The organism is Pseudomonas sp. BW16M2 (assembly GCF_014268865.1).
Classification (GTDB): Bacteria; Pseudomonadota; Gammaproteobacteria; order Pseudomonadales; family Pseudomonadaceae; genus Aquipseudomonas; species Aquipseudomonas peradeniyensis.
Genome location: NZ_JABWRI010000010.1, coordinates 1 through 25,855, shown reverse-complemented (window position 1 = coordinate 25,855; position 25,855 = coordinate 1). Strand labels below are relative to the sequence as shown.

Genomic DNA, 25,855 nt, shown 5'->3' with positions numbered 1-25,855 from the left:
CGCCCCCAGATCTGCGCATCAAGTTGATATTGCCGGGGCCGCTATGCGGCCCTTTCGCGACACAAGGCCGCTCCTACAGAGGGCGTGTGCATGGCCTGAAGCGCGGTTCAGAACGCCAGCTTGTAACCGATCAGCAACAGCATGGTCGCCAGGCAAGGCCGCAGCACGCGGTCGGAGATGCGCCCGGTCAGGTGGCTGCCCAGGTAGATCCCTGGCAACGAGCCCAGCAGCAGGTAGCCCAACAGCGACCAGTCCATGTTGCCCATGCCGGCATGACCCAAGCCCGCCACCAGGGTCAGTGGCACGGCGTGGGCGATCTCGGTGCCGACCAGGCGGCGGGTGACCAGGAACGGGTACAGCAGGAACAGCGCCACCGTGCCCAGCGCACCAGCGCCGATGGAGGTGAGGGTGACCATCACGCCCAGCACCACGCCAGTGATCACGGTGAGGATGTTCAGGGTGCGGTCGCTGAGGTGGTAGTGATCGCCGGCATGCTTGCTGGCGAAGGCCTGCAGGCGCGATTTGAACAGGATTGCCAGGGCGGTGAGGATGAGCACCACCGCCAGGCCTTGCTTGATGATGGCGTTGAGCGCGGAGGTGTCGGCATGCAGGGTGCTGAGGAACCACAGGGTCAGCGCGGCGGCCGGGACGCTACCCAGGCTCAGCCAACCGGTGATCTTCCAGTCGATGTTCTTGTTGCGGCCATGCACCCAGACGCCACTGGCCTTGGTGATGGCGGCGTAGAGCAGGTCGGTGCCCACGGCGGTGGCCGGGTTGATGCCGAACCACAGCAGGATCGGGGTCATCAGCGAACCGCCGCCGACGCCGGTCATGCCGACGATGAAGCCCACAACCAGGCCCGCAATGGTGAAACCGAAAGAACCTACATCCATACGCTACTCGACGCCCAGCTTGCCCGTGATCGGATGCATGCCAGCATATAGATTTTTTTATAGCCAAATAGACTTGTTCGTTATTAGGTTATAACTGTTGCGGGAGTCCACTGGCCTTGTGTAGGAGCGGCCTTGTGTCGCGAAAGGGCCGCAAAGCGGCCCCGGCGATTGTTGCTTAACCGCTGAAATCCTGGGGCCGCTTCGCGCCCCTTTCCGGCCGGTCCGACGCCTCGGCAAGGCCGCTCCTACCGGGGGATGAGTAGCCTCCAGGCGCTTCACCGATCAGTCATCACCACCATCACCTGCGCATCGCCACCATCCTCGCTTTCCGACAGGTAGATATGCCCCACCTGGCTGTCGAAATACGCCGTCTCCCGCAGGCCGATGCTGACCGCCTCGCCGGTCTCGAACTCGATGCGCACGCGCCCGCTGATGACCATGGCGAACTCCTGGCCGGGGTGGCGGATAAAATCGTCGAACTGGCCACGTTCACGGGCGATGATGCGGGCATAGGCCGGGGTCATGCGCCGCTCGGGGAAGGCACCGGCTATCGGGTAGTAGTCGTAGGTGCCGGTGGAATAGCCCGCCACCGTCGCCAACGAATCGACCACCACGGTGGCCGGCTGCGGTTCGCCCACCGGGCCGCTGGCGCGGAACAATTGAGCGATATCCAGGTTCAGGGCGCGGGCGGCGGCGGCCAGTTTTTCGTAACTCACCGAGACCTGCGCCAACTCCATTTTCGACAGCGTGGACAGCGGCACGCCGCTGAGCGCCGACAGCTGCTTGAGCGTCATCTGCCGGGCCTTGCGCACCTGGCGCAGACGCGCGCCGACTTCACTGCGGTCGAGCGGGGGGCGGGTGGAGGGGACGTCGGGCATCGGGGCTCTCGGGCTGTGCTTTGGTCGGGCATCTTACCTTGGCGCCTTGCGCAATCCTAAATTCTCATATATTAGAATTCTCACAAATGATAATTGGCGCCGCAGGAGCGTGCATGGGACAGGTCCACGACATTCTGATCATCGGTGCCGGCATCGCCGGCGCCTCCTTGGGTTACCGCCTGGCCGGCCAGCGCCAGGTGCTGCTGCTCGAGCGTGAGGCGCAGCCGGGCTATCACTCGACCGGGCGCTCGGCGGCGATGTTCATGGAGGCCTACGGCACCCCGCAGATCCAGGCCCTGACCCGCGCCAGCCGGACGTTCTACGAGCAGCCGCCGGCAGGCTTCTGCGAACACCCGCTGCTCGAACCCCGTGGCTGCCTGTATGTCGCCAGCCATGAGCAGCACGACCTGCTGGAAAGCACCTACGCCCAGAACCTGGCCAATGGCACCGCCGTCAGCCTGCTCGACAGCGCGGCGGCGCTCGAGCTGGTGCCGAGCCTGCGCGGCGAGCTGCTGGCCGGCGCCGTGCACGAGACCGGGGCGATGGACCTCGATGTGCACGCCCTGCACCAGGGCTTCCTGCGCGGCCTGCGCCAGGCCGGTGGCGAGCTGCGCTGCAATGCCGAGCTGGTGCAGGCGTACTATCTGGATGACCTGTGGCATGTCGAGCTGGCCGACGGCAGTCGCCTGCGGGCGCGGGTGCTGGTCAATGCCGCCGGCGCCTGGGCCGATCGGGTGGCCGAGCAGTGCGGGGTCGGCAAGGTCGGTCTGCAGCCGTGCCGGCGCAGCGCGTTCACCTTCCCCGGCCCGGCGCAGCACGACTTCGCCCGCTGGCCGGCGGTGATTGGCGTCGACGAGAGCTTCTACTTCAAGCCCGATGCTGGCCAGTTGCTGGGCTCGCCCGCCAACGCCGACCCGGTCGAACCCCAGGACGCCGCGCCCGAAGAGCTGGACCTGGCGCTGGGGATCTACAACATCGAGGCGATGACCACCCTCGAGATCCGCCGGCCCAGCCACAGCTGGGCGGGGCTGCGTTCGTTCGTCGCCGATGGCGACCTGGTGATCGGCTTCGACCCGGTTTCCCCCGCGTTCTTCTGGCTGGCCGCCCAGGGCGGCTATGGTATCCAGTCCGCCGCCGGGGCTTCGCGCTTGGCGGCCGACCTGTTACTGGGCCTGCCGCTGTGCGCCAGCCTTGTCAGCCAGGGGGTCGAGCCAGCACGGCTGTCCCCGGCACGTTTCATTCAACCCTGAACGGAGCATCCCATGAGCAATGAAATCCAGCGTTTCCCCAGCAGCCTGCCGTTTCCCTTCTCCCGTGCGGTGAAGGCCGGGGGCTTCCTGTTCCTGTCCGGGCAGGTGCCGATGAGCCCGGGCGGCGAGGTGGTGCGTGGCGATATCCAGGCACAGACCCGAGCGGCCTGTGAGCGTATCGCCGAGAGCCTGGCGGTGTGCGGTGCGCGCTTCGACCAGGTGGTGAAATGCACCGTGTGGTTGTCGGACATGAGCCATTTCGCCGGTTTCAACGAGGTCTACAAGGAGTTCTTCGGCGCGGCGCTGCCGGTGCGTTCGACGGTGGCCTCGGCACTGGCGCTGGGGGTGGATGTGGAGATCGAGGTGCAGGCCTACGTCGGTCAGGATTGATCGAAGTCGGGGCCGCGCTGCGGCCCATCGCCGGCAAGCCGGCTCCCACAAGGTTATGCGATGCCCTGTGGGAGCCGGCTTGCCGGCGATAGGGCCCTCAAAGAGATACAACAATAAGAACCAGAGGTGCACATGCAAGAGCAGCTGAAGATCGCCGGCGCATTCGTCGGCGTGATCGTGGGGGCGGGCTTTGCGTCCGGGCGGGAACTGCTGTTGTTCTTCGTCGATTTCGGCGTCTGGGGCCTGGTCGGCGCGTTGGTCAGCGCCGCGTTGTTCACGTTCCTCGGCATGGCCCTGGCGGGGCTGGGCAATCGCCTGAAGGCCACCTCGCACAAGGAGGTGATCCAGGCCATCTGCGGTCGCCACCTGGGCGTGCTGGTCGACTGGCTGATCACCTTCTTCATGTTCGGTGTGACCGTGGTGATGCTCGCCGGTGGCGGCGCGCTGCTCGAACAGCAGTTCGGCATTCCGGCGCTGGCCGGCAGTGTGCTGGTCACCGTGCTGGTGGTGGCCATCGTCTGCCTGGATGTGCAGAAGGTGATGGTGGCCATCGGCGCGATCACTCCGTTGCTGATCCTGGTAGCCTCGGCCATCGCGTTGTATGCGGTGTGCACCCGCAGCCTGAGTTTCGCGGCGCTCGACCAGGTGGCCAGCCAGCAGGAGGCGGGCACCCATCACTGGTTGCTCGGGGCGTTCCTGTATGTCTCCTACAACATCGTTGCAGGGGCGCCGATCCTGGCGATCCTCGGCGGCTCGGCGCGCAACGGGTGGGTCGCCGTGGTCGGCGGCCTGCTGGGTGGCGCGGTGCTTGGCGGGTTGATGCTGGTGATGAGCGCGGGGCTGCTGTCGCGCCTGGACAGCGTGGCCGTGCTGCCGATGCCGATGCTGTCGATCGCCGGCGAGGTGTCGCCGCTGCTGGGGCTGGTGATGTGCCTGATCATCTTCGGGATGATCGTCAACACGGCGGTGGGGACGCTGTTCTCGTTCCTGTCGCGGCTGTTGCCGGCGGGCACGGTGAAGTTCCGCTGGGGAGCGGTGGCGGCCGGTGGGGTAGGGTTCGTCTGCAGCCTGGTGGGGTTCATCAGCCTGGTCGGGCAGGTGTATCCGCTGTTCGGCTACCTGGGATTCGTGCTGATGGCGGCGGTGCTGGTGGGGTGGTTGCGGCGGGGTAGGGGGGCTAAGGTGGCGGTGGCCTGAGGCAAGCCCGCCCCCGCAATGCGTGCGGGAGCGGGCGGCAGGTCAGATGCGGAAGCTGCCCACCAGTTGCTTCAGGCGCCCGGCCTGCTGGCTCAGGGCGTCGCAGTGGCGCAGGGTTTCGTTGAGGTTCTCCACCCCTTGCTGGTTCAGCGCGTTGATCTGGGTGATATCCAGGTTCAGGCTCTCGACCACGGCGGTCTGCTCTTCGGTGGCGGTGGCCACCGACTGGTTCATGCCGTCGATCTCGCCGATGCGCTGGGTGACGCTGGCCAGGCGCTCGCCGGCCTCGTTGGCCACCTGCACGGTCTCTTCGCTGGAGACCTGGCTGGTGTTCATGGTGTGCACCGCCTCGCGCGAGCCGACCTGCAGGCTGGTGATCATGCGGTGGATCTCTTCGGCCGACTCCTGGGTGCGGTGGGCCAGGTTGCGCACTTCGTCGGCGACCACGGCGAAGCCACGGCCGGCCTCACCGGCACGGGCGGCCTCGATGGCGGCGTTGAGCGCCAGCAGGTTGGTCTGCTGGGAGATGCCCTTGATCACGTCGAGGATCTTGCCGATCTCGTCGGTGCTGGCGTTGAGGGTCTCGATCTGCTCGCAGGATTCGCTGATGCGCTCGGACAGGGCGGTCATGGCGCTGATGGCCTCTTCGACCACCTGGCGGCCACCGTTGGCCTGCTCGCTGGCGCCGCTGGCGTGTTGCGAGGCGTCGGCGGCGTTGCGGGCGATCTCCTGGGTGGCGGCGCCCAGTTCGTTGATGGCGGCGGCGACACTGTTGGTGCGCATGCTCTGCTCTTCGGAGCCGGAAAGGGACGCGTTGGAGGCGCCCACGACTTTTTCCGACAGGTCATGCACCAGGCGGGTGGCCGACGACACTTCGCTGATCGAGGCGTGGATACGCTCGACGAAGCGGTTGAACGAGGTGGCCAGTTCGCCGAACTCGTCCTTCTGCTGCACGACCAGGCGGCGGGTCAGGTCGCCTTCGCCTTCGGCGATGTCCTGCATGGCGCGGCCCATGGTGGTCAGCGGGCTCATCAGTACCGGGATCAGCAGGCCCAGCAGGCCGGCGATGACGGCCACGGCAATGAGCATGGCGATGATGGCCGAGGTGCGGAACTGGCTCAGCGGGGCGTAGGCCTTTTCTTTGTCGATCGACAGGCCGATGTACCACTGCGCCGACGGCAGGCCGTCGACCGGGGCGAAGGAGATGATGCGCTCCTTGCCATCGAGGCTCACTTCCTGGATGCCGGTTTCCACACGCAGCGGCGAGCCCGGGTAGATGTCCTTGAGGTTCTTCATCACCCGGTCCTTGTCCGGGCTGACGATCACCTGGCCATTGCGGTCGACCAGGAAGGCGTGGCCGATGCCGCCGAAGTCGACGGCGTTGATGATGTCGACCAGGGTGTTCAGGCTCAGGTCACCGCCGACCACACCGATCAGCTCGCCGCTACCCTTGGCCTTGACCGGCATGGCGATGGTCACCACCAGGCCACCTACCGCCGCCATGTAGGGCGGGGTCAGCATGGTCTGGTTGGCGGCTACGGCCTGGGTGTACCAGGGGCGCTGGCGCGGGTCGTAGCCATCGGGCATCTTGGCGTCGGGGCGCTGGGTGAACAGGCCGGTGTTCTGGCCGAAATAGGTGAACTGGAAGTTGCTGGTGTACGACGGCTGGTCGACCAGGCCCGGCACGTTGCTGCCGGCGCCTTGCTGGGCGATGTCCTGGGCCAGGTTCTCCAGCACCAGGATGCGTCCGCTCATCCAGTTCTGCACGCTGCTGGCGGTCTGCGCGCCGGCCTGGCGCACCGACGACTCGATGTTCTGGCGGATGGTGTTGCGTTGCAGGTAGTCGTTGTAGAGGGTGAACAGCGCAAAGGCCAGTACAACGACGGCGCAGGCACTGAGCAGGATCTTGTGGCGGAATTTCAGGTTCATGTTTCGAGACCTTGAGCCAGTGAAAGGAGGGCGCCGCGTGCTTGTGGCACGAATGGCGGAGCCTGTTGCAACGCTATCGGCCGAATCTGAAAAATGTTGAAAGACTAAATGTCGCAGTGCTTGGCCGAATCGCCTTCAGTGGGTGACAAGTTGTTTCGATGCCAGCAAGCCAACCAGCGTCCTGGCCGCCTGACCGAGGGGTTGCTGCTTGAGCCAGAAGGCATTCACCGGCAACTGCAGTTCGTTGCGGGTGTTGTGGAATTCCAGGCGCACCAGGCGCCCGGCGTCAATCAGCGGCGCAACCCGCGACAGGGGCAAATCGCCCCAGCCCAGGCCGGCCTCGACCATCTGCATGGCGAGGTCCAGGCTGTCGGTGCGCCAGTGCGAGGTGCCGATCAGCGAGCGTGGGTCGGACAGCGGCAGGTCGCGGCCGCGTACCAGGATCTGGCGCAGGTTGACCAGGTCTTCAAGGTGACGGATGCGCCCTTCGCGCAGGGCGGGGTGCTGCGGCGACAGCGTGGCCACCAGCGATTCCATGGCAATGTGCTGGAAGCTGCGCCGCGGGTCCACCTGCAACCCGGCGAAGGCCAGGCACAGGCCGGCGCGACCGCTGTCGAGCAACTGCAGGGCCTCCTCCTGGGGCGCGGCGAGCAGTTCGATGTCCAGCAGCGGGTAGCGCTGGCCAAGGCGGGTAATGGCGTCGAGCAACGGGCGCTGGTCGATGTCCGGGACCACGGCGATGGCCAGGCTGCTTTCCAGCCCGCGCGACAGCTCCAGCGCGTGCACTTCCAGCAGCCCGAGCTGTTCGGCGATCAGCCGGGCATGGGGTTCCAGGGCCTGGGCCTGGGCAGTCGGGCGCGCCTCGCGCGAGCCGCGCTCGAACAACGGGTAGCCGAGTTCCGCTTCGAGGTTGCCGATGGCCATGCTCACCGCCGAGGGCACCCGCCCGAGTGCCCGAGCGGCGGCGGAAAACGAGCCGCGGTCGAGCACGGCGAGAAACAGCAGGATGGTGTCGCTGGAAAAGTTCATGGCAGTCTCCTTTCAGTAAATCTGAAAGCTGCCGACTTTTTCTGTCAAGTGTGTTGATGCATCCTGCGCGCCTTCGTCATCCCCGCAGCAAGGTAATCCCGTGCAAGGACTCAAACGCAAACTGGTCTACGTGACTTTCTATGAACTGATCGGCCTGTGCATGTCGACCCTGGGCCTGGCCTACCTGTCCGACACCCAGGCCTCGCACACCGGCCCCCTGGCAGTGATGATCACCACCATTGCCATGGTCTGGAACCTCATCTACAACACCTTGTTCGAGCGTTGGGAGAGCCGCCAGGCCAAGCGCGGCCGCAGCCTGGGCCGGCGGGTGGCGCATGCCTTCGGCTTCCAGCTGACCCTGGTGGTGTACCTGATCCCGCTGATCGCCTGGTGGCTGGACATGACCCTGCTGGAAGCACTGTTGGTGGACCTGGCGTTCATCATCCTGGTGCCGTGCTACACGTTCGTCTACAACTGGGCGTTCGACCGGATCTTTGGGCTGCCGACCTCGGCAATGGCGCCAGCCTGAGCTTTCTGTAGGAGCGTGTTGGCTTCGGATCAGGGCGCTCGATAACCCAGTAAACTGTCCTCCACCTGCCCCGACAGGTAGTACACCCCGGCCATGGCCCCGCTCTGGCGGTTCTCCATCAGCTCCTGCCATTCCTGGTTCAGCGCCACATTGAGGATCACCCGCAACTGCTCGACCATCTGCGGCTGCTCGCGGTCATGGGTGATGATGCCGTAGCCGGTTGCCGCCACCGAGATCAACGCCCCCGCCGCCTTGCCCACCGCCGCCGCGATCGCGCTGGCGGCGCCGCGCGGGGCCAGGGTGGCGCCGAGTTTCTCGCTGGCCTGGGTGGCCACCGACGACAGCCCCGCCTCGGTCTGCCCAGGGCCCTTCGCGGCCTGCTGGTGCAGGTGCTGGCGCAGCGACTGCCAGGCCGGTTGCTGGTCCAGCGACTTGGCCCGCAGCAACTGGTAGAGCGAGGCGTTGCGTGCGTCCGGCGGCCCCAGGGCGATGATCGGGATGCGGTTCAGGCGCCGGCTGAACTGCTCGGGCGGCGCGTTGTAACGCTGGATGATCGCCGGCAGTTGCTGGCCAAGCAGTTGCAGGTACAGCTCGCTGGCACGGTCGCGGATGCCCTCGGGGTTGATCTGCTCGGCCACCGGGTCGATCACCCGTTCGCGGTATTGCGCCTGCAGATACAAGCCCAGGCGCTTTTCCGGCGGCTCGTTGCCGTTGCCGCTGTTCATCGTGTACCAGGCCACCTTGAGCGTGAGCCATTGTTGGGTCCAGTAGCCGGTGAACCAGGGGATGAAGTCGTTCTCGGTGCGTTGCTGCACCTGCTCCTTCCACACGCGCATGGAGCGTCGGGCATAGTCGTTGGCCGAGCCTGCGGCAGCGACCGAGGCCTCGATGATGTCCTGGTCGATGCGTTGCCAGACGGCGGGGGGCAGGTTCTGCGGTGGCGGCGGGGCCGGGGGGCGTTTGCCGGCGCAGCCGGCGAGGGCCAGCAGAAGGCAGAGCGCAAACATCACGAGGATTGATTTCACGCGGATTGCCCCCTTGGCGAGAGGCTGGGTGGTTATCCGAAGTATAGGTTTGTCTTGGCAGCCTCATCGCGGGGCAAGCCCGCTCCCACAGAGACCACCACGCAGTACCTGTGGGAGCGGGCTTGCCCCGCGATGGGCCGCAAAGCGGCCCCCTTTGCAGGCGTGAATGACATGCTCACCCCTCCAGCTTCAAGTGCAGCAATGGATACGGATCGCCTTGGCCATCCACCTCGGAACGGCCCACCTGAACGAACCCCTGTTTCAGGTAGAACCCCACTGCTTGCGGGTTCTGTTCATTGACGTCCACCTCACGCACGCCCAGTTCCTCGACCACAGCGGCCAGCAGTGTCTTGCCGATGCCCTGGCCGCGGCAGGCGGGGTCGATGAAGAGCATTTCCAGCTTGCCGTCATGCACCCCGGCAAACCCCTGGATATGGCCGTCGCTGTCCCGCCAGGCACGCAGTTCGACAAACCCCAGGTACTGCTCGCGCACCAGCGGCCGCAGACGCTCGATATAGCCATCGGGAAGAAAGTCATGGGTCGCCCGCACCGAGGCTTCCCACAGATCGGCCAGCCGATCGAAATGTTCCGCGCCCACCGGCGCGATAGCGTGTTTCATGTTGGCCTCCAAGGCACTCTGATGAATCGGCGCTCATGGTACGGCGCGCCTTGGGGCTGCGCTATGCTCGGCCTTTCATCTCTCACCCTGGAGCGTCGCATGCCCGCTGAACCGATCCCCCGGGCCGAGGCCCTGTTGCTGGTGGACGTGCAATGCGCGTTCATGGAAGGGGCCGACGCCGTACCCGATCACCTCGCCCTGCAGGCGAGCATCGCCCGCTTGCTGGCACGTGCGCGGCAGGCTGGCGTGCCGGTGATTTTCCTGCAGAACGACGGCGCCCCCGACACCCCGGACGCCCCGCACACAGCCGGCTGGCAGTTGTACTTCCCGGCGGGCCGGGGCGAGCACGTGCTGTTCAAGTCCGAGGACGACGGCTTTGTCGAGACCGGGCTGCAGGCCTTGCTGGATGAGCTGGGCGTCCAGTGCCTGGCCCTGTGCGGCCTGCTCTCCGAAATGTGCCTGGCCGCCACCGCCCGCGCCGCGCTGCAACGGGGTTTCGAGGTGTTGCTGGCGCACGACGCCCACGCCACCTACGACGTGCCGGCCGGCCCAGGTGACTCGCCGGGTGTGCCCGCCGCCCTGGCGGCGCGGGTGGCGGAATGGTCGTTGGGGGACGAAGTGTTGATCCTGCCTGGCGTCGACTCGGTGGCGTTCAGCTTGGTCGATGCAGCAGGTGGAAAGTGACAGGTCTCAGATCAGTACTTGATACGGCGCATAGGACCAGTCTTGCGCCAGCATGATCTCGCCGGTTTGTGGCTCGAGGGTCTTGAGATGGCCATCCAGGTCCAGGAACAGGTTCACCGCGTGTGCTTCGTCCCCACACGTCCCTGCGATCCAGCCTACGGCGTAGGGGTAGGTTGCATTGCCGTGGTAGGCGTCGAGCGAGGCCTGGCCTTTATAGACGAAGGCAAAGTCATCGCAGTCGAAGCTTTCGCTGCGCCAGCGGCAACGGCCAAGGCCCGTGTCCTGCCAGATTTGCCTGGCATGGTGTGACGAGATGGCCTGGTAGGCGCTGTCGGCTTCACAAAGCGCGTCGGCGGCAACGGTCGGCCAGGTCGTCTTGATGAGGTCGAACAGGCGTTGGCCGGTGATATGGTAACGATGCAGGGTGAAGCGCGTGTCTTCCTTTCCGGGGCTTGCCAGGTACAGCCAGTCCCAGGTGCTGCTGCCGGCCTTGAAGGCTTTGCGCTCACCGTCGATTTCGACCTGCAGGGTGAACTGCTGGGCGTCGTTGCCGTTGCTGACGGGGCACAGGTTGATGCGCGGATAGCCTGGCCAGTTCTGGCCGGAGGCGAACAGCCAAGGGTCCCTGCCGATGGGGCCATTGGCGTAAAGGCGCCAGGGGCGATCGTTCGCCGAGACATCCAGTGCGGCAAGGCGCCCATGGCCTGAGGCCGATACGGCGATGTAGAGCACGTCCGAGTTGTAGGTGTCGAAGTCGCCCAGGTAGGCCCAGCCCCATGAACCTTGCTGCTGGGCGCACAGGACTCGCCCGTGTTCGTCGAACAGTACATACGACTCGTCACTGGCCAGCGTGTCCAGTGACATTGCCGCGCTGAGTTCACCGCCCGCTGGGCTTGGTCTTGGCGCGGGCGCTGCCTCCGGCGGGGCCGTGGGAATGCGATCGGGTGAATGGCTGACTGATTGGGTAAGCGTTGCAGTTGTGTTCATGGCGCCTTCGGCTGGACAAGCCCGACGGGATGTCGGGATGCCCTGGAGTCTCGCCCGGATCCCGCCGCCTGATCATCCGGCACGGCTTCCCTTGGGTCCGTCCAGTTCCAGCTTGTCCTCCAGGCGGTCCAGGTGCTCGTGCATCAGGCTCAGCGCAGCCTTGCCGTCGCCGCTTTCCACCGCATCGATGATCGCCGCGTGCTCCTGCCACGCGCAGTGCTCGCAGCAGGGTGATTCATAGCGGGCGATGATCAGCGAGGTCATCGGCACCAGGCCATTGAGAAAGCGCGCCAGTGGCGCGTTGGCGGCCATCTGCGCCAGTTTCATGTGGAACTCGCCGCCCAGGCGGATCGCCGTGCAGCGTTCGCCGCGCTCATGGTGCTGGCGCTCGCGCTCGACCAGCTGGCGCAACTGACGGATCTGTGCCGGCCGGGCGCGCTGGGTGGCCAGGCCGATCAGGGTGGTCTCGGCCAGGCGCCGGGCGCTGAGCACCTGGCGCGCCTGCTCGGGGTCGGGTGCGGCCAGGTGCGCGGTATGGCTGGGGCGCTGCACCACCACCTGCTGGTCGGACAGGCGCCCGAGCACCCGGCGGATCACTGTGCGGCTGACGCCGAAGGCATTGCCCAGCGCCTGCTCGGGCAGGGCGCTGCCGGGCGGCAGGCGCTGTTCGAGGATGGCGTCGAACAGCCGGGGGTAGATCTGTTCCGCCGACAGGCGGGTCTCGCCGGCACCGAGCAGGGCAGGCAGGCGGGGGGCGGCTTGGGCGCAGGCGGTCATGGTCGCTCTCCTTCTTTGTTCAGGTGCCTGGTTGGTCGTCCGGGATGTTCAGGGCGATGCCCATGCGCTGGCCTTCGGCAAGGATATGCTGACGCATCTGCTGGCTGGCCTTGGCGCTGTTGCGCTCGCGGATGGCGCGCACCACGGCCTCGTTTTCGCTCAGGCGCGCGGCCAGGTGTTCGGGCGAGTTGCGCAGCATGGCGGCGCTCTGCTTGAGGGCATTGCCGGTCTGCTGCACCACGCTCTGGAAGATCGGGTTGGTGGTCAGGGCGAACAACGCCTCGTGGAAGGTGATATAGGCGTTGATACCGGCCTCGCTGTCACCGGCCTCGAGGGCTTCGCGCATGTCCATCAGGGTCAGGCGCAGCTGACCGATGTCCTGGCTGCCGGCCGATTGCGCCACCAGCCCGGCGATGAAGGGCTCGAGGGTGTAGCGCAGCTCGAGCACGTCGGCCAGGCTGGCCTCGGCGATGGTATCCGCTTCCTGCGCCTGGGCGGCTTCGGCATCCAGCACCAGCACGCCTTTGCCGGGCATCGAGCGTACCAGGCCCAGGGTTTCCAGGACGATCACCGCCTCGCGCAGGCTTGGCCGGCTGATCCCCAGTTGTTCGGCCAGCTCGCGCTGGCCGGGCAGCATGTCGCCGCTGCGCCACTGGCCGCGGGCCAGGGCCAGGCGGAGTTTCTCCACCACTGAATTGACTACGGTCGAAGAGCTGATCACGGTTCGCTCCTTGGTTGACGCGGCATCTTTGCGCTTGGCCGGCCGGCGCTGGGCGCCGGCGGCCTTGGGCTTAGAATTCCTGTTGATGGGGTTGGCCCTGCTTGCGGGTGATCGGGGCGAAGCCAGGCTTGTTGGCCAGCACGTTATGGGCGCGCTCCAGGTCGATGTCCTTCTCCCAGCGGGCGATGGCCACGGTGGCGACGCAGTTGCCGATCAGGTTGGTCAGCGCCCGGCCGATGCCCATGAACCAGTCCACGGCCAGCACCAGCACCAGGCCCACCACCGGGATCGCCGGCACCGCGGTCAGGGTGGCGGCAAGGATCACCAGGGCCGAGCCTGGGATGCCGTGGGCACCCTTGGAAGTCACCAGCGAGACCAGAAGAATGGTCAGCAGGTCGGTCATCGCCAGCGGCGTGCCGGTGGCGTTGGCGATGAACACGATGGCCAGGGTCAGGTAGATGGAGAAGCCATCGAGGTTGAACGAGTAGCCGGTGGGGATCACCAGGCCGACGGTGGAGCTGCCGATGCCGAGGTGTTCGAGCTTGCGCATCACCTGGGGCAGCACGGCGTCGGAAGAGGCGGTGCCGAGGACGATGGACAGCTCCTCGCGCAGGTACTTGATGAGCGGCAGCAGCCTCAGGCCCGACAGGCGCATCACCGTGCCGAGGATGATCAGCACGAAGCCGGCGCAGGTCAGGTAGAACAGCGCCACCAGGCCGCCCAGGTGCTGCAGCGAGCTCAGGCCGTACTTGCTGGTGGTGAAGGCGATGGCGCCGAACACGCCGATCGGGGCCAGGCGCACGATCATGCCCATGATGCGGAAGATCACGTGGCTGAGCTCGTTGATCAACCGCGAAATGCCCGAGGCCGACTCACCCACCAGGTTCAGCGCGCTGCCGAACAGCACCGAGAACAGCAGCACCTGGAGGATGTTGTTGTCGGCGAAGGCGCCCACCACCGAGGTGGGGATCAGGTCCATGAGGAAGGTGGTGGTGTTGTGGATGTGCGCGCCGCGCTCGGCCAGGGCGCCGGCGTCGGCGCTGGACAGCTGGTCGAGGTGGATGTTGGCGCCGCTGCCGATGCCGGTGGAGAAGGCGAACACCAGACCGATGACCAGGGCCAGGGTGGTCAGCACTTCGAAGTAGATCACCGACTTCAGGCCGATGCGTCCGACCTTCTTCAGGTCGCCGGCGCCGGAAATGCCGCTGACCACCACGCAGAACACGATCAGGCCGATGAGCATCTTGATCAGCTTGATGAAGCCGTCGCCCAGGGGTTTGAGTTGCAGGGACAGGTCGGGGAAGCTCAGGCCGCAGACAATGCCGAGGGCAAGGCCGAGCACAACCTGGAGAAAGATCGAACGCGAACACCATTTGAGCATGGGAGGAGTCTCTGGTCGGTGTCCTTGCCCCCCAAGCCACACGGAGCGAAAGAGCGCAGGACTTAATTATTGTGGTCTTACCGGTTTGTTCACTGCCGAGCCATAAAACGCCGATTTTTTTCACTTTGCAAGTGATTTCGGCCTTACCGGTCTGACCAGTTGTGGTGCAGTGAAGACGCTACTGCTCTAGTGTGGTGCGCGGGGGGATTTCAGGGCTTGGAAAGCACCTGATCGACGGCGGCGATCAGCTTGCCAAGGTCCTTGGGAGGGGCGTTGTGGATCACGCCGAAGAGGTAGGCGCGCTGTTCGTCTTCGTCGTCGGGGTCGCTGAAGAACACTTTCGGTTTGACCCCCAGGGCCTCGGCGAAGCTCACCAATGACTCGATGCTGGGGGTGTAGGTACCGGTTTCGAAACGGCTGATGGTCTTGGGGTCGAAGCCGGTTCGCTCGCCCAGTTGCGCCTGAGTGAGGCCCGCCAGTTTGCGGTAGCGGCGCAGGGCTGGACCTAGACCTGTTCTCGTCATCGCTCAATTCCCATTTAGAATCAAGCACTTAACGATATATGTCGATATGGCGCAACGCCATGATTCGTCACCTTTATTTGCAAAATGTGATGGAATTCGTAGAATTCGCCGCTTTGATTGATCAGTCATTCAAGTCGTCGTCCAGGGCGATCCGGCCATTTGCCGGCCCGTGTGCAAGCGTTGTCGGACATTGGAACTGATCCAGGATGAACGGTTCCGGCGCCCCTGGCCTCCTGTCAGGCCGTGCGTCGGACCGTGTATGAACGGAGTCTCATCGTGCGTCAGAACCTGCCGGTCAATCCGGTCGAGCAAAGCTTTCCCGAGCACCAGCGGCTGATTTCGGCGACCGACACGGCCAGCCTGATCACCTACTGCAACGCCGAGTTCGCCGCCATCAGCGGCTACAGCCAGGACGAGCTGATCGGCAGCCCGCACAACCTGGTGCGTCACCCGGACATGCCCGAGGCGGTGTTCGAGCTGATGTGGCAGTACCTCAAGGCTGGCCGCAGCTGGATGGGCATCGTCAAGAACCGCTGTCGCAACGGCAACTTCTATTGGGTCAACGCCTACGTCACACCGATGCTCGACAATGGCCAGGTGGTCGGCTACGAGTCGGTGCGCGTGCGTCCCACCCGCGAGCAGGTGGCCCGCGCCGAAGCCCTGTACGCTCGGCTGCGTGAAGGCAAGGCGGCGCTGTCGCCGACCCGGCGCCTGGCTTTGTTGGTTCGGGCCATGGCGTTGCCGCTGTTGGCGGGGGCCGTGGCCATCGGCGCCGGTCAGGTGTTGCCGGAACTACCCGCCCAAGGTCTGACCCTGGCGCTGTTCGCTGGTGTCGGCCTGTGGGCGCAGAGCCGCATGGGACGCCACTTGCGGCGCATCGTTCAGGTTGCCGACAACACCTTCAGCGACCCGGTCGCGGCCTTGACCTACAGCGACCTGCCCGGTGCCGCCGGGCAGCTGGAGCTGATCCTGGTCAGCGAGGAGGCACGCCTGAAGACCGCGCTCACCCGCCTGAGCGACCTCGCCGTGCAGATGGCCGGCGCTGCCCAGGATGCCGGGCGGTTGTCGCGCAGTACCGAGTCGGCGCTGCTCGAGCAGCGTGCCGAGACCGACCTCACCGCCACCGCCATGACCGAGATGGCCGCCTCCATCGGCGAGGTCGCCGGCCACGTGCAACTGACCGCCGAGCAGGCGCACACCGCGCACCTGCTGGCCGGTCAGGGCAGCCAGGTGGCCGACGCCAGCGGGGCGGCGATCCAGAGTCTGGCCGGCACGGTCGGGCAGATCAACCAGGCGGTCAACGACCTGGCCGGTCAGACCGGAGCCATTGCCGAGGCAGCCGGAATGATCCGCGCCATCGCCGAGCAGACCAACCTGCTGGCGCTCAACGCCGCCATCGAAGCGGCCCGCGCTGGCGAGCAAGGGCGCGGCTTCGCGGTGGTTGCCGACGAGGTCCGCGCCCTGGCCGACAAGACCCGCCAGTCTACCCTGCATATCCAGTCGATCATCGACAGCCTGCGCGGCGGTGCCGAGCAGGCCGTGAGCATCGCCAGCCAGGGCCTGGAAGGCGCGCAGCAGGGCGTGACCCAGGTCGCCCTGACCCGGGAGGCCCTGCAGGGCATCCAGCACGCGGTGCAGCGCATCAGCGACATGAGCCAGCAGATGGCCGCGGCCTCGCAGGAGCAGTCCAGCGTGGCCGAGGATGTCTCGCGGCAGATCAACGGCGTGGCCGGCACGGTGCAGCAGAGCGCCCGCCGCGCCAATGCCGCGGCCGTGCGCGGCGCTGAACTGGAGCAAGTGTGCGCCGGGCTGCGCGCCCTAGTGGAGCGCTTCAACCGCTAGGTTGCGAGGCTTATGGACGATAACTACCGCGCGGCCGTCGATGCGGCCGCGATCTTTTCCGAAACCGACCTGCGCGGTCACATCACCTACGTCAACCAGCAGTTCTGCAGCATCTCCGGCTACAGCCGCGAGGAACTGCTAGGGGCCAACCACCGGATCCTCAATTCCGGGTTGCACGAGCCGACCTTCTTCCTCGAGATGTGGCGCGCGCTGGCCGCCGGCCGGGTGTGGAAGGGCGAGATCTGCAACCGCGCCAAGGACGGCTCGCTGTACTGGGTGGACAGCACCATGGTGCCGCTGATCGACCCGCACACCGGCCAGGTGCGCAAGTACGTGTCGATCCGCTTCGACGTCACCGAGAAGCGCCAGTTGCTGCACACCTTGCAGTGGCGGGTGGGACATGACGTGCTGACCGGCCTGCCGAACCGTGCCTACCTGTCCGACCTGCTCAACCAGGCCTTGGCGTTCTCCCGGCGGGAGAGTATTCCGTTGGCGGTGTGCATGCTCGACCTCGATGGCTTCAAGGCGGTCAACGACGGCTACGGCCATGCCACCGGCGACCTGCTGTTGGTGGAAGTCGCTCAGCGCCTGCAGAACATCCTGCGCGGCGGCGATGCGGTCGCGCGGCTGTCGGGCGACGAGTTCGTGCTGATCCTGCGCCATATCGAAGGCCCGCAGCAGTTGCATGCGGCGTTGCAGCGCATTCTCCAGGCGCTGGCCGCGCCCTATGTGGTGCGCGATCACCCGCTGAGCCTGAGCGCGAGCATCGGCGTGACCCTGTTCCCGCAGGATGACGAGGACGCCGATACTCTGGTGCGCCACGCCGACCAAGCCATGTACGTGGCCAAGCAGCGCGGGCGCAACCGCTACCACCTGTTCGACGTGTCCCAGGAGCTTGAGCTCAAAGCCACCCACCAGACCGTGGCGCGGGTGCGCCAGGCCCTGCGCCAGGGCGAACTGTGCCTGTACTACCAGCCCAAGGTGAACATGCGCAGCGGCCAGGTGATTGGTTTCGAGGCGTTGCTGCGCTGGATGCATCCGTCCAAGGGGCCGGTGCCGCCGGGGGAGTTCTTGCCCTTCGTGGAGCAGACCGACCTGATCGTCGAGCTGGGCGAGTGGGTCATCGACCAGGCCTTGACCCAGTTGCAGCAGTGGCAGCTGTCCGGGCGTGACTGGTCACTGAGCGTCAACATCGCCGCCCGCCAGCTGCAACGCGGCGACTTCGCCCAGCGCCTTGCGCACCTGTTGGCGCGTCATCCCGGGGTGTCGCCGGGGCGTCTGGACCTGGAAATCGTCGAGTCGGTGGCGATCGACAACCTGCCGCGGGTTGGCCGTTGCCTCGATGCCTGCCGAGCCCTGGGTGTGCGTTTTTCCCTGGACGACTTCGGTACCGGCTATTCCTCGTTGAGCTACCTCAAGCGCCTGCCGGCGCAGACCATCAAGATCGACAAGTCCTTCGTGCGCGACATCCTTCATGATCATGACGACCTGGCCCTGACCGGCGCGGTGATTGGACTGGCGCGGGCGTTCGGGCGTGAAGTGATCGCCGAGGGGGTGGAGACTGTCGAGCACGGTCGGGTGCTGATGGGGTTGGGCTGCGAGCTGGCCCAGGGGTACGGCATCGCCCGGCCGATGCCGGTGGAGGCGGTGGCGCAGTGGGTGGCGGACTACCGGCAGCCGCAGCAGTGGTGCTGAGCTTGCCCCAGCAGGAACGGACAAACCCATTCCTGCAGGGGTAGTGCCTGTTCACGCCTGCGGCGCCGTGCTCTTCACCGCCGCCAGCTCCGGATGCGCCACCAGCTTGTCGATATGCAGCTCGTCGTTGTTCATCCAGGTCTCGGTCAGCACCCGATAGTGCTCCATGTCGCGGCAGCGCATGCGCAGGCTGTAGTCGAAGTGCCCGCTGATCAGCTGGCACTCGTAGACCTGCGGGCAGGCGCGCACGGTGGCCTCGAAGGCCCGTTGCGCCGAGCGCCCGCTCTGGTTGGACAACGCCACCAGCACCAGCAACGACAACCCGGGGGAGACCTGCTGCAGGTCGATGATGGCCCCGTAACCGCGGATTACCCCGCGCCGCTCCAGCTTGCGCACCCGTTCCAGGCAGGGCCTGGGGGTCAGGTGCACGAGGGTGGAGAGCTTCTCGTAAGTGATCCTTCCTTGGTGTCGCAGCACGTCGATGATCGCTTCGTCGATGCGATCCAGCGGTGCGGCGGCGGGGGTGATGGCCTTGGTATCCATATGCGGCGTGACTTCACTTCAGACGATTGGAGAGGAACTGCCGCAGGCGCTCGCTCTGTGGCCGGTCGAGGATCTCGGCGCTGCCGCTTTCCTCGACCAGGCCCTGGTGCAGGAACAGCACCTGGCTCGACACCTGGCGGGCGAACCCCATTTCATGGGTGACCATGAGCATGGTACGTCCTTCCTCGGCGAGCGTCTGTATCACCTTGAGCACTTCGCCGACCAACTCGGGGTCCAGCGCCGAGGTGGGCTCGTCGAACAGGATGATTTCCGGCTCCATCGCCAGCGCCCGGGCGATGGCCACGCGCTGTTGCTGGCCACCGGAGAGAAATGCCGGGTACTGGTCGGCGGCACGGGCCGGCAGGCCGACCTTGTCCAGGTACTTGCGTGCCCGCGCCTCGGCTTCGCCGGCGCTGATGCCCAGCACCTTGCGCGGCGCCAGGCAGATGTTCTCCAGCACCGTCAGGTGGCTCCACAGGTTGAAGTGCTGGAACACCATGGCCAGGCGCGTGCGCAGGTTCTGCAGCTGGGCCGCTGGCGGGGCGCCCTTGCTCAGGTCGAGGGTCTGGCCGTCGAGGGTGATGCTGCCGGCGTTGGGCTGCTCGAGGAAGTTGATGCAGCGCAGGAAGGTGCTCTTGCCCGAGCCGCTGGCGCCGATCAGGCTGATCACGTCGCCCTTGCGCGCCTGCAACGAGACGCCCTTGAGCACCTGGTGCTCGCCGTAGTGCTTGTGCAGCCCCTCGACGCTGAGCTTGATGGCGCCGGCATGGGCGCGCGCCTTGGGAGCCTGTTCGAAGGTGGTGAGTGGCAGTGCGGTAGCGGTCATGGGTTCAGCCTCGGGCAGGGTCAAGGAAGCGCATCCAGCGACGTTCGGCCACGCGGAACAGGCCGACCAGGGCGAAGGACAGCAGCATGTACAGCAGGGCGGCCACGCCGAAGGCCTGGAAGGTCAGGAAGGTCGCGGCGTTGGCGTCGCGGGCCACCTTGAGGATGTCGGCGACGGTGGCGGTGAAGGCCAGCGAGGTGGCATGCAGCATCAGGATCAACTCGTTGCTGTAGGCCGGCAGCGAACGGCGCAGGGCCGCCGGCAGGACCAGGAACAGGTTGAGCCTCCAGCCGCGCAGGCCGTAGGCCTGGGCCGCTTCCAGCTCGCCGGCGGGCAGGTTGCGGATGGCCCCGGCGAAGATTTCCACGGTGTAGGCGCAGGTGTTGAGCACGAACGCCAGCAGGGTGCAGTTGAGCGCGTTGCGGAAAAACTGGTCGAGCAGGGCATGCTCGCGCACCACCTGCAGGCCGTAGAGCCCGGTGTAGCAGATCAGCAGCTGGATATAGAGCGGCGTGCCGCGGAACACGAAGGTGTACAGCTGTACCGGCAGGCGCAGCCAGGCGTGGCGCGAGGTGCGTGCCAGGGCCAGCGGCAGCGACAGGGCGAAGCCCAGCACCATGCTGGCCAGGAACAGCCAGAGGGTCATGGCCAGGCCCGACAGGCCGCTGCCGTCGTGGTAGAGGTAGGCCAGGCCGTATTCCTGAAGGAGTTCGATCATCGCGCCAGCTCCTTGATGCCGATGTTGTAGCGCCGCTCCAGGTGCTTGAGCAGGCGGTTGGACAGGCTGGTGATGACCAGGTACACCAGGCCCGCCAGGCACAGGAAGAACAACACGTCGTTGGTGCTCTTGCCGGCGTTCTGCGCGGCCTTGACCAGGTCGGCCAGGCCGATGATCGACACCAGCGCGGTGGACTTGAGCAGCACCAGCCAGTTGTTGCCCAGCCCCGGCAGGGCGAAGCGCATCAGTTGCGGGAACAGCACCAGCCGAAACCGCTGTGCCCGGCTCAGGCCGTAGGCGGTGGCGGCCTCCAGCTGGCCAGCTGGCACGCTGAGGATGGCGCCGCGAAAGTTCTCGGTGAAGTACGCGCCGTAGATGAAGCCCAGGGTGATGACCCCGGCGCCGAACGGATCGATCTCGACATAGTCCCAGCCCAGCGCCTCGGTCAGGTCGTTGAGCCAGATCTGCATGCTGTAGAAGATCAGCAGGATCAGCACCAGGTCCGGGACGCTGCGGATCAGCGTGGTGTAGAGGGTGGCCGGCAGGCGCAGCAGCCGGGATCGCGACAGCTTGGCGCTGGCGCCGATCAGGCCGAGCGCGAGGCTCAGCGCCAGCGACAGCAGGGCCAGCTTGACGGTCATCCAGGTGCCTTGGGCCAGCAGCGGGCCGAAGCCTTGCAGGCCGCTCGTGAGGAAGTCGTGCATGGGAGGGATCTCGCGGGGAGGCTATCGCGGGGCCAGCCCGCTCCCACAGGGAGGCGGGCGGCCTGCCGGGTCACTCGTTGTAGATGTCCAGGTCGCCGACGTATTTCTTCTGGATCTCGGCGTAGGTGCCGTCGGCGTGGATCATGGCGATGCCCTTGTCGAGCAGGGCCTTGAGCTCGGGGTCGGTCTTGCGCAGGCCCATGGCGATGTCCAGCGGCAGGGTCGGGTCCTTGATCGCCGGGCCGCTCCTGAAATCGGCGCCCTCGGGCTTGGAGAGGAAGTTCAGCTGGGCTTCGAGCTTGTCGGTGACGGTGGCGTCGAGGCGGCCGTTGAGCAGGTCGGCGTAGTTCTGGTCCTGGCCCTGGTAGGCCTTGACCTGCGCGCCCAGCGGCGCCAGCACGGCGCGGGCGTAGGCTTCCTGCAGCGAGCCCTGGAGCACGCCGACCTGTTTGCCCTTGAGCGATTCGGCGCTGTCGCCGAAGTCGGCCGACTTGCGCACGATCACCGAGGTGGGGCTGAGGAACAGGCGATTGGTGAAGTCGATCTGCTTCAGTCGTGCCGGGGTAACGGCCATCGACGACATGATGGCGTCGAACTTGCGGGCGCGCAGGGCGGGGATCATGCCGTCGAACTCGTTGTGCACCCAGGTGCACTTGACCTGCAGCTTGGCGCAGATGGCATTGCCCAGGTCGATGTCGAAGCCTTGCAGGCTGCCATCGGCGGCGACGGATTCGAACGGTGGGTATTCGGGGAAGACGCCGAAGCGGATCTCGGTCCACTCCTTGGCCTGGGTGAGGGTGGTGGCGCACAACGAGAACAGCAGCACGCCGAGGCGTTTTCGCATGGAGGGCATGGTCTTGGGTCCCTGGGTGTTGTTATTGGTAGTAGGGCGATTAGCGCGTGTAGGTCCGTCGGTGACTCATGGGTCGGGCTCAGAATGCGCGAGATAGACAGGTTTTTTGTGTCGTTTGCCTGCGCGTGGGCTGCCGGATTCGGCTGTAAAGTTTCTTTTTGCAGCCGAATCGGCTGTTCCGACAAAGATTTATGGAAGTGCGACAGCGGTTTCTGTCAGGTCGAGCGACCGTCATGCTTGTCGGTCACGGTGTACGCGGTCCCCTGTAGGAGCGGCACAAGGCCGCTCCTACAGGGGGGCGGTCAGGCGGCGCTGGCCTTGCGTTGCGCCGCTTTCGGCTGCAGCAGGGCAAACAGGTCCTTCGGATTCTCCAGCTCCGGCACCAGCGCGATATCGCGCCCGATGTCCAGCGCCCTGGCCGCGTCCAGCACATAGCGCAGCGCCGAGTAGTCCTCCAGGGCGAAGCCGACCGAGTCGAACAGCGTCACCTGCGCGGTGTTCTCGCGCCCGGCGGCGATCCCCTCGACCACCTGCCAGAACTCGGTGGTCGGCGAGTCCATCGGCATCTGCTGGATCTCGCCCTCGATCCGGCTCTGCGGTTCGTACTCGACGATCACCCGCGCCCGCTCGACGATGTCGCGGTGCAGCTCGGTCTTGCCCGGGCAGTCGCCGCCCACGGCATTGAGGTGCATGCCTGGCTCGATCATCTCTGGGGTGAGGATGGTGGCGTAGGCCTTGTCGGCGGTGACCGTGGTGACTATGTCGGCACCGCGCACCGCCTCGGCCACGCTGCCGGCAATCATCAGCTTAAGCAGCGGGAAACCGGCCAGGTTGGCCACCAGTTTCTCCGAGGCTTTGCGGTCGATATCGAACAGGCGGATCTCCTCGATGCCGAGCAAGGTATGGAAGGCGATGGCCTGGAACTCGCTCTGCGAGCCGTTGCCGATCAGCGCCATGCGTTTGCTGTCCGGGCGTGCCAGGTAGCGGGCGGCCAGGGCCGAGGTGGCGGCGGTGCGGATGGCGGTGGTCAGGGTCATCTCGCTGAGCAGCACCGGCGCGCCGGTGTCGACATCGCCCAGGGCGCCGAAGGCCATCACGGTGAGCAGCCCATTGTGGGTGTTCTTCGGGTGGCCGTTGACGTACTTGAAGGCGTACAGGTTGGCGTCGGACACCGGCATCAGCTCGATCACCCCGTCTGCCGAGTGGTTGGCAAGGCGCGGGCATTTTTCGAAGTCGTGCCAGCGCAGGTAGTCCTGGCGGATGTACTCGGCCATCTCGGCCAGGCAGGTGGGCAGGCCCTTGCGGTTGACCAGGTGGGCGAGGTCGTGCACGTCGATGTAGCGGGTCATGATGATTCTCCTTGTCGAATCAGTGGCGCGAGGGCAGGTGGACTTCGGCGAGCATGCAGCGCGCGCTGCCGCCACCGATGCGTTCGATATGGTCGATGTTCACCACCAGTGGGTGGCTGTGCCGCTCGACCTGGCGGCGCTGGTCGGCGTCGAGCGCATTCCAGGCGCTGCGCGACATGACCAGCAGGGAGCGGCCGTCACGGTCGTGGACTTCGAGCATGTTGCCGGCGAAGTTCTCCAGCTGGTCGAAGTTCAGCGCCAGCACCTGCTTGCCGGTATCGCGCAGTGAATGCTCCAGGGTGCGGCGTTCATCGTGGCGGGGCAGGGCGTCGAGGCAGGCCACGGCGAGCTGGCGGCCGACGTTCATCATCACGTTGCTGTGGTAGATCGGCGCCTGGCGGCGGTCGACGGCGTGGAACAGGCACAGGCGGTAGTCCAGGCGCTCGGCGAACTGGCGCAGGGCGTGTTCATGGGTGCGCCCGGAGTGGCAGGCGTAGCTGATGCGGTGTTCGCGGTCCAGGACCATGCTGCCGGTGCCTTCGAGGAACAGATTCTGCTGTTCCAGCGGGCTCAGGTCGATGGTGCGCTGGATGGCGAAGCGCTCCTGCAGCACGGCCAGCACGCCCTTGCTGCGCTCAAGGCGGCGGTTTTCGCCCTCCATCGGGTACAGCACCAGGCTGCCGTCGGCGTGGCTGCTCCACCAGTTGTTGGGGAAGATCGAGTCGGGTGTATGGGGTTCAGGGGTGTCCTGTACCACCAGCACATCGACGCCGTGCTGGCGCAGGGTGTCGACGTAGCCGTCGAATTCTTCCAGGGCCTTCTCGCTGGCGGCCTGCGGGTCCGGCGGCGCCTGCTGGAAGCGGTTGTTGGCGGCGGTGTCGGGGTTGAAGGCGAACCGCGCCGGGCGAATCATGAGGACGGTATTTGTTGTTTGCATTGGGCACGCATCCACGGGTGGGCTGTGTGACCATTGTCAGAGGGATCGCGAGGCAATCCTGGTTGAAGCGTGAGAGCTGGGCAGCCGGTCCAGCTGAAATGGATGGGTTACCAGCCGAATCGGCTGATGTCACAGAAAAGGCCTTCACCCTCGTGGGAGCGGGCTTGCCCCGCGATGGGGCTGGCGACGCTATCGCGGGCAAGCCCGCTCCCACGAGGATGAAGTGCGCAAATGAAAACGGCGCCTCGAGAGGCGCCGTTGCGTCATTGCCGGAACAACCTTACTTGTGCAGCTCTTCAGCCGCATACAGGGTGTTCTCCAGCAGGCAGGCGCGGGTCATCGGGCCCACGCCGCCCGGCACCGGGGTGATCCAGCCGGCGCGGGGCAGGGCGGTCTCGTAGACCACGTCGCCGACCAGCTTGCCGTCGTCCTGGCGGTTGATGCCGACGTCGATGACGATGGCGCCTTCCTTGACCCACTCACCCTTGACCAGGCCCGGCTTGCCGGCGGCGACCACCACCAGGTCGGCGCGGCCGACGTGGCCGGCCAGGTCCTTGGTGAAGCGGTGGCAGACGGTGACGGTGCAGCCGGCCAGCAGCAGCTCCATGGCCATCGGCCGACCGACGATGTTGGAAGCGCCGACGATCACTGCGTTCATGCCGTACAGGTCCTGGCCGGTGCTGTGCAGTAGGGTCATGATGCCCTTCGGCGTGCACGGGCGCAGCAGCGGGATGCGCTGGGCCAGGCGGCCGATGTTGTAGGGGTGGAAACCGTCCACGTCCTTGTCCGGGCGGATGCGCTCGAGCAGCAGGGAGGCGTCCAGGTGCTCGGGCAGCGGCAACTGCAGCAGGATGCCGTCGACGGCCGGGTCATCGTTGAGGCGATCGATCAGGTCGGTCAGGGCTTGCTGCGTGGTCTCGCTGGGCAGGTCGAACGCCTGGGAGATGAAGCCGACCTCTTCGCAGTCCTTGCGCTTGTGCGAGACATAGACTTGGGAGGCCGGGTCGGTACCGACCAGGATCACCGCCAGGCCTGGCGTGCGCAGGCCCTGCTGGCGGCGCTCGGCGACACGTTGGGCGATCTGCTGGCGCAGGTTGGCGGCGATCGCCTTGCCATCGATTAGGTGTGCAGTCATAGACGCGTGATTAACCATCGAGAAGGGAACATATATAAGAAGCGCGCATTCTCGCACGACACGGCCCAAGGGCAAAGGCGGGTGGTCGGGCAAATCCCCTAACCCCTTCAATAATTTAAATTTTTTTGCGAAAGGTGTTGACGACCTGCAGGGTCGCCTATAAGATTCGCCGCACTTGTCGGGCACTGCCTGGCACGGGTTGGCAAAGTCGGGCAGAATAAGCGGTTCGTTTGTTCGGCTGGACTGTAAGCTTAAGCGCCCGTAGCTCAGCTGGATAGAGCATCCGCCTTCTAAGCGGATGGTCGCAGGTTCGAGTCCTGCCGGGTGCGCCATTAAGGCCTGGGCAAGTAAGCAGTACCGCAATATGGTGGGCGTAGCTCAGTTGGTAGAGCGCCGGATTGTGATTCCGGTTGTCGTGGGTTCGATTCCCATCGTCCACC

The 25,855-nt window shown here is 65.9% G+C and carries 26 protein-coding genes and 2 tRNA genes; 9 read left to right on the top strand and 19 right to left on the bottom strand.

The features are described 5' to 3' along the window. Positions 1–107: 107 nt before the first annotated feature. Together HU735_RS11340 and HU735_RS11335 are read right to left on the bottom strand one after the other, a co-directional pair. Complete coding sequence (locus tag HU735_RS11340) at positions 108–893, bottom strand: sulfite exporter TauE/SafE family protein (RefSeq protein WP_050705024.1); 786 nt, start codon at positions 891–893, stop codon at positions 108–110. Positions 894–1,168: 275 nt separating this feature from the next. Beyond that, on the bottom strand, positions 1,169–1,771 hold the full coding sequence (locus HU735_RS11335) for an XRE family transcriptional regulator (RefSeq protein ID WP_186713597.1): 603 nt from the start codon (positions 1,769–1,771) through the stop codon (positions 1,169–1,171). Positions 1,772–1,884: 113 nt separating this feature from the next. Between HU735_RS11335 and HU735_RS11330 the strand changes: the two genes are divergently transcribed. From HU735_RS11330 to HU735_RS11320, 3 genes are all read left to right on the top strand, one after another. Further along, positions 1,885–3,021 (top strand): FAD-dependent oxidoreductase, encoded by a 1,137-nt coding sequence (locus tag HU735_RS11330; protein WP_186713596.1) that lies wholly within the window; start codon positions 1,885–1,887, stop codon positions 3,019–3,021. 12 nt (positions 3,022–3,033) lie between these two features. Beyond that, positions 3,034–3,411 (top strand): RidA family protein, encoded by a 378-nt coding sequence (locus tag HU735_RS11325; RefSeq protein WP_186713595.1) that lies wholly within the window; start codon positions 3,034–3,036, stop codon positions 3,409–3,411. Positions 3,412–3,543: 132 nt separating this feature from the next. Beyond that, complete coding sequence (locus HU735_RS11320; protein WP_186713594.1) at positions 3,544–4,608, top strand: hypothetical protein; 1,065 nt, start codon at positions 3,544–3,546, stop codon at positions 4,606–4,608. A gap of 42 nt (positions 4,609–4,650) precedes the next feature. Here HU735_RS11320 and mcpA read toward each other — a convergent pair whose 3' ends face one another. Both mcpA and HU735_RS11310 read right to left on the bottom strand, forming a co-directional pair. After that, positions 4,651–6,537, bottom strand: a complete 1,887-nt coding sequence (gene mcpA, locus HU735_RS11315) for a methyl-accepting chemotaxis protein McpA (RefSeq protein WP_186713593.1) — start codon at positions 6,535–6,537, stop codon at positions 4,651–4,653. 135 nt (positions 6,538–6,672) lie between these two features. Further along, positions 6,673–7,566 carry a LysR family transcriptional regulator gene (locus tag HU735_RS11310; protein ID WP_186713592.1) on the bottom strand — a complete coding sequence of 298 codons (894 nt, stop codon included), beginning with the start codon at positions 7,564–7,566 and terminating at the stop codon, positions 6,673–6,675. Positions 7,567–7,666: 100 nt separating this feature from the next. On the opposite strand from HU735_RS11310, the gene HU735_RS11305 reads away from it, so the two are divergent. Next, positions 7,667–8,095 carry a PACE efflux transporter gene (locus HU735_RS11305; protein WP_186713591.1) on the top strand — a complete coding sequence of 143 codons (429 nt, stop codon included), beginning with the start codon at positions 7,667–7,669 and terminating at the stop codon, positions 8,093–8,095. 29 nt (positions 8,096–8,124) lie between these two features. Here HU735_RS11305 and HU735_RS11300 read toward each other — a convergent pair whose 3' ends face one another. Further along, entirely contained in the window at positions 8,125–9,102 is a 978-nt protein-coding gene (locus HU735_RS11300; RefSeq protein ID WP_186713717.1) for a hypothetical protein, read from the bottom strand. 193 nt (positions 9,103–9,295) lie between these two features. Continuing rightward, on the bottom strand, positions 9,296–9,739 hold the full coding sequence (locus HU735_RS11295; RefSeq protein ID WP_186713589.1) for a GNAT family N-acetyltransferase: 444 nt from the start codon (positions 9,737–9,739) through the stop codon (positions 9,296–9,298). Between the two features lie 99 nt (positions 9,740–9,838). On the opposite strand from HU735_RS11295, the gene HU735_RS11290 reads away from it, so the two are divergent. After that, positions 9,839–10,423, top strand: coding sequence for an isochorismatase family protein (locus HU735_RS11290; RefSeq protein ID WP_186713587.1), 585 nt, complete (start codon positions 9,839–9,841; stop codon positions 10,421–10,423). A 6-nt stretch (positions 10,424–10,429) separates the two neighbouring features. Here the strand turns inward: HU735_RS11290 and HU735_RS11285 are convergent, their stop codons facing one another. From HU735_RS11285 to HU735_RS11265, 5 genes are all read right to left on the bottom strand, one after another. After that, a complete protein-coding gene (locus HU735_RS11285) occupies positions 10,430–11,287 on the bottom strand; it encodes a lectin MOA-related protein (RefSeq protein WP_186713585.1) in 858 nt (285 codons plus the stop codon). A gap of 195 nt (positions 11,288–11,482) precedes the next feature. Beyond that, positions 11,483–12,187 carry a GntR family transcriptional regulator gene (locus tag HU735_RS11280; RefSeq protein WP_186713584.1) on the bottom strand — a complete coding sequence of 235 codons (705 nt, stop codon included), beginning with the start codon at positions 12,185–12,187 and terminating at the stop codon, positions 11,483–11,485. 19 nt (positions 12,188–12,206) lie between these two features. Then, on the bottom strand, positions 12,207–12,908 hold the full coding sequence (locus HU735_RS11275; protein WP_186713582.1) for an FCD domain-containing protein: 702 nt from the start codon (positions 12,906–12,908) through the stop codon (positions 12,207–12,209). A gap of 70 nt (positions 12,909–12,978) precedes the next feature. Continuing rightward, a complete protein-coding gene (locus HU735_RS11270) occupies positions 12,979–14,289 on the bottom strand; it encodes a C4-dicarboxylate transporter DctA (protein ID WP_050705037.1) in 1,311 nt (436 codons plus the stop codon). A gap of 209 nt (positions 14,290–14,498) precedes the next feature. After that, a complete protein-coding gene (locus HU735_RS11265) occupies positions 14,499–14,813 on the bottom strand; it encodes a helix-turn-helix transcriptional regulator (RefSeq protein WP_186713580.1) in 315 nt (104 codons plus the stop codon). A 276-nt stretch (positions 14,814–15,089) separates the two neighbouring features. Between HU735_RS11265 and HU735_RS11260 the strand changes: the two genes are divergently transcribed. Beyond that, positions 15,090–16,655: a methyl-accepting chemotaxis protein gene (locus HU735_RS11260; protein WP_186713578.1), complete on the top strand. Its 1,566-nt coding sequence runs from the start codon at positions 15,090–15,092 to the stop codon at positions 16,653–16,655. Positions 16,656–16,667: 12 nt separating this feature from the next. Continuing rightward, entirely contained in the window at positions 16,668–18,350 is a 1,683-nt protein-coding gene (locus tag HU735_RS11255) for a GGDEF and EAL domain-containing protein (protein ID WP_186713577.1), read from the top strand. A gap of 51 nt (positions 18,351–18,401) precedes the next feature. Here the strand turns inward: HU735_RS11255 and HU735_RS11250 are convergent, their stop codons facing one another. The 8 genes from HU735_RS11250 to folD all read right to left on the bottom strand — a co-directional run bounded on the left by HU735_RS11250 (position 18,402) and on the right by folD (position 25,415). Next, complete coding sequence (locus HU735_RS11250; RefSeq protein ID WP_050705041.1) at positions 18,402–18,893, bottom strand: Lrp/AsnC family transcriptional regulator; 492 nt, start codon at positions 18,891–18,893, stop codon at positions 18,402–18,404. A gap of 13 nt (positions 18,894–18,906) precedes the next feature. Continuing rightward, the gene (locus HU735_RS11245; RefSeq protein WP_238349801.1) at positions 18,907–19,719 is read right to left on the bottom strand and encodes an ATP-binding cassette domain-containing protein; all 813 of its coding nucleotides are present in this window, start codon (positions 19,717–19,719) and stop codon (positions 18,907–18,909) included. Positions 19,720–19,723: 4 nt separating this feature from the next. Beyond that, the gene (locus HU735_RS11240) at positions 19,724–20,437 is read right to left on the bottom strand and encodes an ABC transporter permease (protein ID WP_096049809.1); all 714 of its coding nucleotides are present in this window, start codon (positions 20,435–20,437) and stop codon (positions 19,724–19,726) included. Beyond that, the gene (locus HU735_RS11235) at positions 20,434–21,141 is read right to left on the bottom strand and encodes an ABC transporter permease (protein WP_186713575.1); all 708 of its coding nucleotides are present in this window, start codon (positions 21,139–21,141) and stop codon (positions 20,434–20,436) included. The genes HU735_RS11240 and HU735_RS11235 overlap by 4 nt, the downstream gene beginning before the upstream one ends. Before the next feature lie 70 nt (positions 21,142–21,211). Further along, on the bottom strand, positions 21,212–21,985 hold the full coding sequence (locus HU735_RS11230) for an ABC transporter substrate-binding protein (RefSeq protein WP_186713574.1): 774 nt from the start codon (positions 21,983–21,985) through the stop codon (positions 21,212–21,214). 311 nt (positions 21,986–22,296) lie between these two features. Then, on the bottom strand, positions 22,297–23,343 hold the full coding sequence (locus HU735_RS11225; RefSeq protein WP_186713572.1) for an ornithine cyclodeaminase: 1,047 nt from the start codon (positions 23,341–23,343) through the stop codon (positions 22,297–22,299). A gap of 19 nt (positions 23,344–23,362) precedes the next feature. Next, positions 23,363–24,280: an arginine deiminase-related protein gene (locus tag HU735_RS11220; RefSeq protein ID WP_186713571.1), complete on the bottom strand. Its 918-nt coding sequence runs from the start codon at positions 24,278–24,280 to the stop codon at positions 23,363–23,365. Between the two features lie 280 nt (positions 24,281–24,560). Next, positions 24,561–25,415 carry a bifunctional methylenetetrahydrofolate dehydrogenase/methenyltetrahydrofolate cyclohydrolase FolD gene (gene folD, locus HU735_RS11215; RefSeq protein WP_050705047.1) on the bottom strand — a complete coding sequence of 285 codons (855 nt, stop codon included), beginning with the start codon at positions 25,413–25,415 and terminating at the stop codon, positions 24,561–24,563. 255 nt (positions 25,416–25,670) lie between these two features. On the opposite strand from folD, the gene HU735_RS11210 reads away from it, so the two are divergent. Both HU735_RS11210 and HU735_RS11205 read left to right on the top strand, forming a co-directional pair. Beyond that, positions 25,671–25,747, top strand: a tRNA-Arg gene (locus HU735_RS11210). A 35-nt stretch (positions 25,748–25,782) separates the two neighbouring features. Then, positions 25,783–25,855: transfer RNA gene (locus tag HU735_RS11205), tRNA-His, on the top strand.